This window comes from Hassallia byssoidea VB512170 (genome assembly GCF_000817785.2).
Classification (GTDB): domain Bacteria; phylum Cyanobacteriota; class Cyanobacteriia; order Cyanobacteriales; family Nostocaceae; genus Hassallia; species Hassallia carrinoi.
Genome location: NZ_JTCM02000146.1, coordinates 1 through 13,909, shown reverse-complemented (window position 1 = coordinate 13,909; position 13,909 = coordinate 1). Strand labels below are relative to the sequence as shown.

Genomic DNA, 13,909 nt, shown 5'->3' with positions numbered 1-13,909 from the left:
CTTACAAATGGGGACAGCCTTGTTTAATAGATCTTCGACACCCCACGACATTCTCGGTTGAAGGCTGTCCCCATAAGGCGATGGGTTGTTGCAAGGGTGCGTTAATGTAGTAACGCACCCTACATCTAAATGACCACTTAGTTTTATTATTACCGTAAAGATTAAGTAAAATTTTTATATTTTCTTTGTTAACTTAAGCACAAAATAATTTTTTTTTAACAAAAGAAAGCCATCATCTAATTTGATAAAATATATACCTCCTGTACCGGATCGAAAATATGCCAGTGGATTACGCAGGCAACAGTCTAGATAAAGCTAGAAAACTTGATATTAGTAGCAATGCCCAAAGTTTTACGGATAGAGTCGATAATCTCGACCTAAATGATTTTTACAGTTTCAACCTGAGCAGTGGTAGCAGTTTTCATCTTAAGCTGGATAAGTTAAAAGCAGATGCTGATGTGGCGCTGATTCGAGATGCTAACAATAATGGTCAATTTGATCAAGGGGAGGTATTAAGTGCTTCCACTCAAAGTGGTAAGCAAGCAGAATCAATTAATGAAATCTTGGGTGCAGGCAGTTATTACATACGGGTTTACCCGGATGGTAATGCAAAAACCAACTATAAGTTGACTGTCTGGGCAACACCCTTTGATGATGCTATTAGCACCATAGTTTCTACTTCTGCTGATTTAGCAATAAATTCGACTTCTGTTAATACAGAGGTGAGTGTAGGGAGTGCGATCGCATCCGCATCTCCTACTAACAACACAAACATTGTCACCGGAAGTCTCAGGGCAGATACCTTTAATTTTCAATCTGGCTTCAACCGAACAATTTACTTTGGCAATGGCAACGTTGACTACGGTAGTGGAGCGCGAGACCTGCTCAATTTATCGCAGTTTGCTTCTACTTCAGTCACAACCAACTATGCAGATAACTTAAAAGGCGGTGTAGTTTACAACGCAGGCAAGGGTAATAGTTTATATGATGCCATAACATTTAGCGACGGTAGCCAAATTTTGTTTCAGGGTATTGAAAGCATTCAATTTAAAGACAAAACCGTTAACTTATCTGTAACACCCAACGACCCTTTGTTTAATCAGCAGTGGGACTTGCAGATAACAGATGTTCACAATGCGTGGAATATTACTCAAGGAAATGATAAAGTGGCAATTGGCATTGTAGATACAGGGTTGGCAGCCAATAGCAATGGTATTCACCCCGATCTACAACCCACCTCCACAGTGGCTGACAACTACTTCGATGAATCGGCAACTTACTCCCACGGTACTGAAGTTGAAGGAACCATTGCTGCTGCTAGTAACAATGGTGTGGGGATAGCTGGTATTAACTGGATATCTCCTGTTGAGATAATCGATGTCATCGGTGATAACCCAGGAGATTATGATTTAGTAAAAGCTACACAGACACTGATTGATTGGGCTGGAGGTAAAAAGCTGGTTATAAACTACAGCTTGTCTGGTGGTAGCTCACCTGCATTTGAGAAACTGGTTGCTGATAACAAAGATAAAGTCTTATTTGTAATTGCATCTGGTAATCAAGACCTAAATACAATTGCTAGTCCCGCATCATTAGCGCAAACTAACAACAACGTCCTTGCAATAGGTTCTTCTTGGGGAACTCAAGACTCGTATGGCAATGCAAAAACACCAGGCGATCGCATCACCTATAAAGATTGGTGGGGTTCTAGGTATGGAGATGGCTTAACTTTAATGGCACCATCTGAGTTTATTGCTACATCTGCTACTCGTGCTGATGCATCTGCAAACTATGAGTTCGGCTACTATGACCGTTTTAATGGAACTTCAGCATCAGCAGCCGTTGTTACAGGGATAGCTTCTTTGGTGTTGAGTACTAATCTAAATCTCACTGCTGGACAAGTCAAGACTATTCTCTCAGAAACAGCCTACGATTTGGGTGCAGCCGGCTATGACACGGTTTATGGCTACGGACTAGTTAATGCGGATGCTGCTGTACGACGAGCAGAAGCTCTTGACAGGGGTTTTGCTTAATCATGGTGAAATATAATGCGTATTTGTAGGGTTCCAATAAAGTTACTCATAATTGTCCAGCCGTCAACAAAGATCCGCGATGCCCAACCAATAATTCCAATACACGGCTGGACAATTATGAGCATGTTTCGCCTAGGGGACAATTCATGAATTGTCCCTACACGAGCGCTCGCTCATGTATTGTACACAACTCTTAACCGCTATATATGCTCTGCCTTAATCTTTACTGGAGGCAGAGCTTTCTAGTAGTTCGAGGAGTGAATGGAGTGCGATCGCAACTCCTCATAGAATCAAAACTACCTGTCACTTCAATTGGTGGTAATGCATGATTTTTGCGACATAAAAAACGTTACTCTTTTCTCCTCAGTGTTTTTTCCTCTGTGGAGAAGACTGCTTTGTTGAGTAAAATATTTTTAGTATAATTTTTAACTTAAATTTTTGATTTTGTCCGATTTAATCTCAGCAATTTATCGGAAGAATATCTAACTAATAGTATTTAAAAATACGTAAATTTCTCCTAGCTGTTTTGGTAGATAAAGCAGCAGTATAGAACTACGCATATCAACTTAATTTTGAGACGTAGCTATAAAAGCTTTACAAAACACAGAGTTCAGGGTGTGTTTTGTCAATTTATCTTGAGCATAGGACGCAGAAATATTTATGCCAGTTGATTCCGCCGGCAATAGTTTAAGTACAGCAAATAATTTAAAGATTACTTCCATCAACAGTAAAGTTACAGAATGGGTAGGCACAAGCGATCCAAACGATTATTACACCTTTAATCTCAGTGGTCGTAGTAGCTTTAATCTTGCCCTTAACGATCTATCAGCGAATGCAGATGTGCAGCTGTTAGACAAAAATGGAGCCGTAGTTACAGGTTCTTATAGTGGTAGTCGCAAGGCTGAATCTATCAGCAGAACTCTAGAAACAGGTAGTTACTACATCCGAGTCAACCGAGTAGGTGGTGCGAATACTAGTTACAAACTGAGCGTTTCTGGCAACGAAGCACCGCAATTATTACAATTTGGCACCGATAAAAGCAGCTATCAAGTAGGCGAAACTGTCAAACTGACTAACGCTACAGTATTTGATGGCAATGGTGTCAGTGACCTATCGCAAGTAGATTTCCGATTGCAAAAAGATGGTGGAAGCTGGGACATCATCAGCAATGCAGACAAGTTCAGCGCTGACAGCAACAGTAACCGTGCTAGCTTTAACTACAGTTTAAGTAATCTAACTGCTGGTAAATATCAGTTATGGGCGAAAGCCTACGATAAATCCGGTGGTACTAGCAACACTTACCAAACAAGCTTTAGCATTTCTGCCAACGAAGCACCGCAATCATTACAATTTGGCACCGATAAAAGCAGCTATCAAGTAGGCGAAACTGTCAAACTTACCAACACTCAAATATTTGATGGTAATGGTGTCAGTGACTTAGCGCAAGTAGAGTTTCGATTGCAAAAAGACGGTGGAAGTTGGGACATCATCAGCAATGTAGATAAATTCAGCGCTCAGGGTAGCGATAACCGCAATGCTAGCTTTAACTATGCGATTAGCGGTCTAAGTAATGGTAAATATCAGTTGTGGGCACGAGGATACGATCAAGCCGGTGCTACTAGTAACACTTGGCAAACAAGCTTTAACATTTTGCAACCGACTCCTGTAGTTGCTGATTCTGGGGATTGGTTTGACCAGAATATTCAGGATAGTGGTATACGTGCAGCAACAAGGTCGCGTTTTTTTGATAACGTCTTAGACCGCAATGATATTATTAGCATCTTGCGTGAAGCTAAAGATAACAGTGTAGTTGATGCTACAGAAGTTAAAGACCTTCGCACTTTAGTTAGCAATGCCTCTTACTTAAAAATTCCCGAACATGTCCGCGTTTTGGCTAACAAAGTTGTTAACGGTGATGTTGCTAATCAAAAGTATCAGAGTAATACACTGGGTAACTTGGATGCTGGTAGTAGTGACGTGCAGTTGGAGAACTTAATTAGTAAGTGGTTTTATGGTGGCGATCGCCCAACAACTTCCTACACTTATCAATATGCTAGTGGTTCTCTGTTCCAAAATGGCATCAGTTATCAAGACATAAAACAAGGTGTGATTAATGACTGCTTCTTATTAGCAGGTTTAGCAGAAACGGCTTTCCGTTCACCCAGCACAATTGAAAATATGTTTATTGATAACGGTGATAATACTTTCACCGTGCGTTTCTGGCAAAATGGGGTAGCTGACTATGTGACGGTAGACAGATATTTACCAACCACTGATACAGGGTATTTAGCTTATGCAAATAAGGGCAATTACTATAATAATTCTACGAATGAATTATGGGTAACTCTTGCCGAAAAAGCTTATGCCCAACTCAATGAATCTGGATGGATTTATCAAGATAATACCAATTCTTACAAAGGTATTAGTCATGGTGGATATATGAGTGATGCTTTTGCACAAATCACCGGACGTAACGTTTCTAGTAACGATCTTGACTTTAATTCAATAGTCAATGCGTTTAATTCCGGTCAATTAATTGGGTTAGCGACTTTAGAAACTGGAGTTGCATCAAATATGGTCGCCGCTCATGGTTATGCACTGGTAGGTTACAATTCCTCTACTCAAAAGTTTACTCTTTTCAACCCTTGGGGAATCGATAACGGCTCCTCAAAACCGGGCATCCTAGAATTGGCTTGGAATGAAATTGCAAGCAACTTTAGTTATTGGGATTCTACAAAAACTATATCAACTTAGCCCTCAGGCTGGAAGCCTAGACGCCAGGTGCTACAACGTTCGTGACCTCCGCAACGCACTGGCTCGGCTATACGAACAAAGCCGGCACACGCAGGCTTTTAGGCATTAAGTCCGCCTAATCGCGGACTTTGTTTTTGTAGCCGCGACTTTAGTCGTCGGGTAATGAGTTTTGTATCCATCTAATTTTTTAGTTCCTAAATATACAAATAAAGAGTTTATTAAAATATTTTTTTAATGACAATTGTTACTTGCATACTTGGTTTGTAAGCAAATTGGCATTTTCACATTTCAATTCATAGTAATTATTGGCAAAGGGAAGTAATTTCTTTTTAAAACCTTGGCAGAAAGGTTTTAACAGCTTGTGCTGTCAAAAAAACTTGATACATATTAGGAAATAATACTTATGAAAATTGATTCTCATAACAACAATTATTATTATGATAACAAGCTGAATTTCACTCCTATATCCTCAGTAGATTCCTTTAATCAAAAGGATGATTACAACTTTCGTTTTGGCAGTCACAGCAGCTTGAATACAGCGAAAAATGACGTGCAGATGCTCGATTCGTCTACTACTGCTTATAGTGAAAACTATAACTATACTGATGGCTATGGTTTAATTAATGCCGCAGATGCAGTGAGTAAAGCTGCTGGTAAGAAGACTTTTGCTGATGTTCCTAACCTCGGTGGCAATAATTGGGGTGCTGACCTTGTAAAAGCGCCGTCAGCGTGGGCGAAGGGATACACTGGTAAGGGTGTTGTGGTTGCAGTGGTGGATACTGGGGTTGACCGCAACCATGACGACTTAAAAAATAATATCTGGACTAATAGTAAAGAAATTGCTAACAACGGCAAAGATGATGACGGCAATGGCTATGTTGATGATGTCTACGGTTGGAATTTTGACGGCAACGATAATAACACCTTAGATGTAGCTGGTCATGGCACTCATGTTTCTGGTACTATTGCTGGAGAGAACAACAACTTTGGTGTGACTGGTATTGCTTATGATGCTTATATTATGCCAGTCAAAGTTCTAGATGACTCTGGTAGTGGTTCTTATGATGCGATCGCACAGGGTATTCGTTATGCTGCGGACAATGGAGCCAATGTCATCAACTTAAGCTTAGGTGGCGATTATCCTGACAGCGGTCTAGAATCAGCTTTGAAATATGCTAGCAGCAAAGGAGCGATCGTTGTCATGGCAGCGGGTAATGAGAGTGGTTTCCAACCAGGATACCCTGCCCATTACGCAGACGAAACCGGTATTGCTGTTGGTGCTGTCGATAAGGAAAATAATTTGGCTAGCTTCTCTAATCTAGCCGGATTTAACCCAGTTACCTACGTCACAGCTCCAGGAGTCGATGTTTACTCGACACTTCCGGGTAATAAGTATGCTTCTTATAGTGGCACATCGATGGCAAGTCCTCACGTTGCTGGTGTAGTCGCTCTGATGCTGAGTGCTAACCCTAATTTAACAGATGCTCAAGTGCGTCAAATCCTCGAAGACACTTCTGGAAATAGTACACAAGCTGCAAATTCTAACTTCAGCTTAAATTCTGCAACTCAGAGCGATCGACTTTTTGCAAATATATCTACTACCTCATTTGAATCTTCCCCCGAAATTGCCGACGACTTTTTGCAAAGTTTTAGCAGTGGAATTGAAAGTAATTCTATAAATTTTTTCCCAAGTTACAAGCCCGCAACTTTCAGCTTCACCGATAGTTCTATTCAAGATAATGAAATGTTGATACCACAATTCGGGTTCCAATCCCAATATTATCAGGATATTTTCAGCATCAAGAGCTTTGACGATGCTGTTGTTGAAAACATATTAAAACAACCAAAAACACAAATCGAAGAGTATCGCGATTGGTTGTTTGATATCAATTCAGAAATAGTTTAGAAAAGACGATTTAAAACGCCCCACCCAACAGGCACCGAAGCCTGTGGCGTTGTGCGTACTAAGCCCGCGCAGTAAATCTTAAGTAGGGTGCGTTAGGCGCTTTGCCGTAACGCACCATGTTATGTGGCGGTGCGTTAGGCGCTTTGCTTGCTGTTTTTGGTTACAAATCATATCGAAAAGGTGCGCCTAACACACCCTACAAGAATTTTATTTTTACTTTATAAATGACCTCTTAGCACCCCCAAATCTACCTAACAGAGAAAGCCTCGCTAAACCTGCGTGTCACCGGCTCCATGATGAAAGTCAAAATCGACTTTTTACGAGTGACAATTTCACCATTAGCAGTCATCCCTGGTGTGAATGCAACTTCTTTATCCCGTACCATTACAAAATGTTTATTCAGCTTAATTCTGGTGGGGAAAACTAAGCCTAATTCTTTATCTACAATCGCATTCGGACTTACTTGCACAACCTCACCGTTAACTGTGCCAAATTCCTGAAAAGGAAACGGTTGCATTTTCACTTTGGCTTTCATTCCCTCGCGAATAAAGCCAATATCCCGATTTAAAACTTTCACCTCTAGCAATAAGTCCTCGCCTTCTGGTAAAATAGAAAGTAACTCTTCACCTGATTGCACCGGTCCTTTGGTTGCTTTGATTCTGTAGATAGTTCCGGCAACCGGAGCTTTGATAGTTTCGTTATCTTGTTGCTTTCTTGCTTGTTCTAACTGACCTTCAACGTTGGTCATTTCTTCTTTGCGCTTGTTGATTTCAGTTAAAATTTCACTTTGACGCTCTGATGCTACACGTTGCGCTTGATTGCGGGCACCTTGATAAGCTGCTTCGAGAGAGCGAATTTCTTGCTTTTGTCCAGCGATATCTTTTTCTAAAGACGCTACTTTGTCTTGCTCTTCGTTAAGTTTGGTTTGAGCATTGACAATCTCATCTTTTGCCCTGGTAATTTGTGCATTTGCTTGGTTGAATGATTCTTGCGCTTGCAGATATTGTAATTTCGCTACTCCACCGCTCTTCAGTAAAGATCCGAGTCTGTCTACCCTTTCTTGAGCTATCTTCAAGTTAGGTAATGTTTGGTCGCGGACTTGTTTGGCGTTTTCCAGATTATTTTTAATATTGGCAAGATTACTTCTGGCGTTGTCTAAATTATCTTCCAAACGGGTGAGGCGTACTTTTGATTGGTCTATTAACGCTTGTTGGCGGTTGGCATCGGCTTCAGCTGCTGCTTGACGTGCTTTGAAGTCTTGCAAACGAGAGTTTAAAAGTTCATTTTGTAGTTGCGTTCCGGCTATTGTACCACCAATACGTTCTGCATCCAAACGCCGCATGTCTTCTTGAATCAATTTTACAGATTTGCTGAGGCGGGCAACATCAGTTTTTTGCACATCCGGATCGCGTTGAAGCAAAACTTGGTCTTTAGCAACGCGATCGCCTTCTTTAACGTTGACTGCGACAATTGACCCACCACCCAACGATGTTACCGGTCGCACTTGTGTGGAAGCAATTAATTCTCCTGGTGCTGTCGCTACTTCATCTATTTGCGAAAAATGCGCCCAGGCGATCGTTCCAAATATCACCGCACTAATTGTTCCGGCTAAAATTCTCGTGTATAGCGGTGGTAATTCCTGTACCGCTTTACCTAATTCATAAGATAATTGGTCTTCTGGTTTAGCAAATCTTTCTTTTGTCTGACGTGCTTGAGCAGCATTTGCAACTATGGAAGATTTCATATTTGGTTAGGTGTTAGGTGTTAGTTGTTAGTTGTTAGTTGTTAGTTGTTAGTTGTTAGTTGTTAGTTGTAGGATGTTGTTCTAATAACCACGCTCCCACTATCTACTATCAACTATCCACTATCCACTAACAACTAACCAGTTAAACTGCTAAATAACGCTTGATGAAACTTTCTAAGGTTTCTAGCTTAAAATTATAAATCGCCTCTAAATTGGCAATTTCCTCAGTTGTACAGAAAAATTCATTCGCTAGCAATGTACGAAAGGTTCCCAAAGCTTTTTGTCCTTCAGAATTAAACAAACCTAATGCACCCCGTAACCCATCAACTAGCAAAAGTGGTGCGTTAATCAATACTGGCTCTTTGTTGAAAATGCGACCAAAAATCTGAGGAATATCTCCTCGCAATAAAATGGACGGTCCTCCGACTGGTAAAATTTTGTTACGAGCTGCGGCAACTCTCACAGAATCTACTACCATTTTTGCTAAATCATCTGTACTGATAATTGAAGTACGGTTTTTCGGGTCGCCAATAAGCAAATAAAGTCCCGTTTCCCGAAACCGTTCTGCTAATGGCAGCAAATTTGATGCTAATCCAGCTGGGCGTAAAATAGTGTAATTTAAACCACTGGCTTGTAAATATCGCTCTACTGCTCGTTTTGCTTTGAAAACCGGAGCATCTTCATACCCTCGGTCAACACCGAGTACGGAAATAAAGACAAAGTGCTGTACTTTATTGGCTTTTGCTTGATCGATTAATTCGATATTCGCTCGGTAGTCCAGGGATAAGGCATTGGTACCAGAACCGTGGGCGCTGATAATATACTGTACGTCCTGACAAGCTTTCTGGATATCTTTTTCTTCTTGCAAATCGCCGATGAAGATGTCAGATCCTCGGTGTTCTAACTCGCTGTAACGCGATGTCAAACGCACAAATGACCTCACGGACATCTCGTGTGTACGTAGTAGTCGCACGACTCTGCGACCAATATCTCCTGTTGCTCCTGTTACCAAAAACATATAAATTTGAATTATGTGTTGGGTGTTGGTGGTTGGGTGGAGCGTTGTTAGTTGTTAGTTGTTGGTTGTTGGTTGTTGGTTGTTGGGTGTTGGTTGTTGGTTGTTGGGTGTTGGTTGTTGGGCATTGGGCATTGGGCATTGGGCATTGGGCATTGGTAATAATTCTTTTCCCCTTTCCCCTTTTCCCTTTCACGCCAGTTCGCCCAAGTCGGCAGAGCCTTCCTGTGCGACTGGCTCCCCTTTTCCCCTCTTCAAATTCCCACAATCCACTATCCACTACCTACTATCCACTATCCACGCTCCCACTATCCACATCCTAAAATCTAAAATTCAACAATGACGGGTGTATGGTCGCTGGGTTGGGGTAATTTTCTCGGTGCTACATCAATGGTGCAGCTGACTGCACGCTCGTACAAGGGGGCTGTGAGATAATGATGATCGATTCGCCAACCTAAGTTACGGCGAAAAGCAGCAGCGCGATAGTCCCACCAGCTATAATGTCCGCCTTCTGTGGTAAATTTACGAAAGGCATCGGCAAATCCTAAGGCGAGAATGTTTCGTAAGGCTTGACGTTCCTGTGGAGATGACATGATATGATTTTCCGCAATTACGCCTTCATGAATATCTTCAGGCTCTAAGGCTATATTAAAGTCGCCACACACGCAGATTGTTGGTTGGGATGATAAGAGCGTAGACCCGGAGGGGCTTGTCGTCAGACATCGCAAATACTCATAGAGCAATTTTAACCATTCAAGCTTATATTCATATTTTTCGCTTCCTACGGCTGAACCATTGGGAACGTAAAGATTAACGATGCGAATGCCATTATTTACACCTGTAATCACCCGCTTGGACTCATCCCAAGTTGGCTCTATATCCGCCAAAATTGACGTAAAACCAGTACTTACATCTGTAAGCGGTTCGCGACTAATCAAAGCCACACCGTTGTAAGCTTTTTGCCCGGATGTATACAGATGATAGCCTAATTCCTCAAAAGGCGATCGCGGAAAGTTACTATCTACAACTTTGGTTTCTTGTAAGCACAGCACATCAACCGGATTTTCACTCAACCAATTAACAACGTGTTCTAAACGAGTACGAATTGAGTTGACATTCCAAGTAGCTATTTTCATTCTTTTAAATTATCAGTAAGTCAGTTGTGATTTATCAAGATTTATTAAGTTAGTTTTAGTCAACAAAAATTCATTTCCAACAAAAATTTAGTATTTTCAGCTACAAAATATCTCAATAAATATATGAACCCGAAGATAGATGAAAGTATTTAGAATTACCCTGTAGGATAGATATGAGGTTGCCTGATAGCTGTGTGGTAATACTATTTAATTAGTTAATTGTATTTTCCAAGTACGGTTAACCGATATTTTGGTCTGGGGAGTAAATAAGGTTAATTTAAATTGCAAACGCTTAAGTAGAAATGCTCTACCGTCATAATATTTAAGTGTCTGATGTGAGGACTTTTTTTACAAAACAAGCAAAGCAAAGAAATGAAAATCGCTCAAGTAGCCCCCTTATGGGAACAAGTTCCACCTCCGAGTTATGGAGGAATTGAGTTGGTAGTGAGTCGATTGACTGATGAACTAGTGCGTCGAGGTCATGATGTAACCTTGTTCGCTTCTGGTGATTCACAAACCTTAGCTGATTTAAAAGCAGTTTATCCGCGTGCATTGCGCTTAGACCCGAATGTCAAAGATTATGGCGTGTATGAAACACTCGAACTCAGCCAAGTTTACCAAAATGCAGCGGAATTTGACATCATCCATTCCCATGTAGGAATTTCGGCATTACCTTTAGCGAGTTTGGTATCAACACCCACAGTTCATACTTTGCATGGTAAATTTAATTCCGACAACCGTAATGTATTTTCTCACCATCAAAAGCAAGCATACGTCAGCATTAGTAACGCGCAGCGTCAAATCGATCTGAACTACGTCGGCACAGTATACAACGGAATTAATCCGGCAGATTATCCTTTTGTCGCCAAACCTGAAGAACCGCCATATTTAGCATTCTTAGGACGCTTTTCACCAGAAAAGGGACCGCAACATGCGATCGCCATTGCTAAAAAAACAGGTTGGCGTTTGAAAATGGCTGGAAAAGTCGATTTAGTAGACTCTAAGTTTTTTGAACAAGAAATAGCTCCCCAAATCGATGGTCAGCAAATTGAATACCTCGGTGAAATCAACCACGCCGAAAAAGCTGAACTTCTGGGCAATGCTACTATTACGCTTTTTCCCATTAGCTGGAGCGAACCTTTTGGTTTAGTAATGATTGAATCAATGGCTACTGGGACACCAGTAATTGCCTTGAACTTAGGTTCAGTACCGGAAGTGATCGCCCAAGGTGTAACAGGTATGGTTTGCCAAAGTTATGATGAAATGGCGGCAACGATTAAATCTGCTTTAGAATTAAGTCGTCAAACTTGCCGAGAATACGTAGAAAACAACTTTAGTGTTAGCCAAATGGTTAACGGCTACGAAGCGGTTTATGAAAAAATAATTCAAGACCGTATTCATTCTAACGGGCGCGTTCGTGTCGGCAATATCCGCTTTTAATTAACGCTTTTTTAGCACTTAAAACAAACAACGATTTTTTGTCTAGGAGGACATTCGTATGAGTATGAGAGCGAACACCTGTCCGTGTTGCGGTGCTTCCCTGCTACGTCATGTCCGTCATGGTGAATTATACTGGTTTTGTCAATCTTGTCGTCAAGAAGTTCCACAGCTAACAGTTTCTCGCTCGACTAACAAAGAAACCAGAACCACGGGAGTGCTTACTCCTCCAGCAGTCAATTCTTAAATTACCCAGACTGATTGGCAAAGTTTAAAGTTCCTTTAGAAACCCGACTTCTTTAAGAAGTCGGGTTTCTAAGACAAGAAGTCGGGTTTGTGGACACTCACCTGGTAAAATCAGGTGAAGGTAATTAATGGGTTTTGGCTGTGTTAGCAGCATTGCTTTATGGTCAGGAAGATTTACGCCTAGAGTCAGTTGCCGATCCTACTCCTGGTGAGGGTGAAGTCGTCATCCAAGTGGGATGTGCCACAACTTGTGGCACGGATTTAAAAGTTTGGCGGCGCGGCGGTCATGCTAAAATGCTGAAGCCTCCAAGTTTGTTTGGTCATGAGGCAGCTGGACGAATTGTCGCATTAGGTGCAGGTGTTACAAGTTGGAAAGTTGGCGTAGACGCAAAGCGGCTTCTCCTTGGAGATCGCGTTGTCGCTAATAATTCTGCCCCATGCATGAAATGCTTTTTTTGTCAACGTCAAGAATATTCGCTTTGCCCAAATCTAACTTGGAATAATGGCACTTTTGCGGAATATCTGAAAATTCCGGCAGCGATTGTACAGCATAATTTATTGCCGATTCCCGATGACTTGCCGGATGAATTAGCAGCGATGACGGAACCTTTAGCTTGCGTGTTGCACGGGGTAGCACGTTCTAATGTGAAAGCAGGGGATAAAGTAGTCGTGTTGGGAGATGGAGCGATCGGCTTGATGTTCGTCGCCAAGTTAGCCTATGATTGCGCTGCTGAGGTTTTGCTGTTGGGTGGTAACGATACTCGGCTAGAAATTGGCAAAAAGCTGGGTGCAGCAAAGACTTTTAATTATCGTCAGATAGCAGATATTCCCAGTTTGGTGAAAGAACTAACCGATGGGTGGGGTGCAGATGTGGTGATAGAAGCGACTGGTGTACCGAGTGTTTGGGAAAGTGCGATCGCCTGCGCTCGTCCTGGTGCTACAGTCAACTTATTCGGTGGTTGTCCGCGAGATACGACAATTACTGTAAATACAGAACAGTTACATTACAGTGAGCTTACACTAAAAGGGGTATTTCACAACACTCCGAAGTTTGTGCGGGAAGCTTTATCACTCATCGCAAGTCGAAAAATTCCCTTTGAGTTACTTATTAGCGAACAGCGTCCTTTGAAAGATTTAGAACAGGTATTTTGTGATATGAAAGCGCGTAAAGTAATTAAAGTCGCGATGATTCCCTAAACTATAGTAGCAATGATTCCTTGACACTCCTCGCACCTTTAGGTGCGAGGATTCTTGCTTCAACCGTCCTCCCTAGATATTTAAGCAAAACTTAAATACCCCCGTTTGGATACGTCCACAAGCATACACGGACTGCCCGACCGCGTTTGAAATGATTTGAGTGATTCTTTTTCCTCTTTCCTACACTATGTCGCACGCAGCTGATCATTGTAGTCGGGGAGTACCCAATCTTGGCTATCTAGGCGTATTACCGCAGCGCCAATTTAATTATAGCAGAAAAAAGCCGTCCTACAAGGACGGGGCTTTAAACCCATTTTTTCGGAAAGTACGGTGCGTGACTTGCCTAAAATGTTGCAAAAAAAATTTGTAGGTTGAGGGTAAGTAACTGTAACTTAATATCTAACCAAATCTCCCATTTATCCGAATATTTGGGTAATCCAA

Annotated in this window: 9 protein-coding genes; 6 read left to right on the top strand and 3 right to left on the bottom strand. The window is 41.6% G+C overall.

All coding sequences use genetic code 11. The features are described from left to right. Positions 1-278 precede the first annotated feature (278 nt). The 3 genes from PI95_RS32050 to PI95_RS32040 all read left to right on the top strand — a co-directional run bounded on the left by PI95_RS32050 (position 279) and on the right by PI95_RS32040 (position 6,693). On the top strand, positions 279-2,033 hold the full coding sequence (locus PI95_RS32050) for a S8 family serine peptidase (RefSeq protein WP_039748163.1): 1,755 nt from the start codon (positions 279-281) through the stop codon (positions 2,031-2,033). Between the two features lie 660 nt (positions 2,034-2,693). Beyond that, positions 2,694-4,787 carry a C2 family cysteine protease gene (locus PI95_RS32045; protein ID WP_052325249.1) on the top strand — a complete coding sequence of 698 codons (2,094 nt, stop codon included), beginning with the start codon at positions 2,694-2,696 and terminating at the stop codon, positions 4,785-4,787. Positions 4,788-5,190: 403 nt separating this feature from the next. Then, a complete protein-coding gene (locus PI95_RS32040; RefSeq protein WP_039748164.1) occupies positions 5,191-6,693 on the top strand; it encodes a S8 family peptidase in 1,503 nt (500 codons plus the stop codon). Between the two features lie 247 nt (positions 6,694-6,940). On the opposite strand, the gene PI95_RS32035 is transcribed toward PI95_RS32040, so the two are convergent. The 3 genes from PI95_RS32035 to xth all read right to left on the bottom strand — a co-directional run bounded on the left by PI95_RS32035 (position 6,941) and on the right by xth (position 10,588). Then, a complete protein-coding gene (locus PI95_RS32035) occupies positions 6,941-8,437 on the bottom strand; it encodes a beta-barrel domain-containing protein (RefSeq protein WP_039748165.1) in 1,497 nt (498 codons plus the stop codon). 142 nt (positions 8,438-8,579) lie between these two features. Then, positions 8,580-9,455, bottom strand: a complete 876-nt coding sequence (locus tag PI95_RS32030) for an SDR family oxidoreductase (RefSeq protein ID WP_039748167.1) — start codon at positions 9,453-9,455, stop codon at positions 8,580-8,582. Between the two features lie 323 nt (positions 9,456-9,778). Further along, positions 9,779-10,588: an exodeoxyribonuclease III gene (xth, locus tag PI95_RS32025; protein WP_039748169.1), complete on the bottom strand. Its 810-nt coding sequence runs from the start codon at positions 10,586-10,588 to the stop codon at positions 9,779-9,781. A 372-nt stretch (positions 10,589-10,960) separates the two neighbouring features. On the opposite strand from xth, the gene PI95_RS32020 reads away from it, so the two are divergent. From PI95_RS32020 to PI95_RS32010, 3 genes are all read left to right on the top strand, one after another. Further along, complete coding sequence (locus PI95_RS32020; protein WP_039748171.1) at positions 10,961-12,028, top strand: glycosyltransferase family 4 protein; 1,068 nt, start codon at positions 10,961-10,963, stop codon at positions 12,026-12,028. A gap of 58 nt (positions 12,029-12,086) precedes the next feature. Beyond that, on the top strand, positions 12,087-12,272 hold the full coding sequence (locus PI95_RS32015; RefSeq protein ID WP_163519382.1) for a hypothetical protein: 186 nt from the start codon (positions 12,087-12,089) through the stop codon (positions 12,270-12,272). A gap of 140 nt (positions 12,273-12,412) precedes the next feature. Next, positions 12,413-13,468, top strand: coding sequence for an alcohol dehydrogenase catalytic domain-containing protein (locus PI95_RS32010; protein ID WP_039748172.1), 1,056 nt, complete (start codon positions 12,413-12,415; stop codon positions 13,466-13,468). The last annotated feature ends 441 nt before the right edge of the window (positions 13,469-13,909 follow it).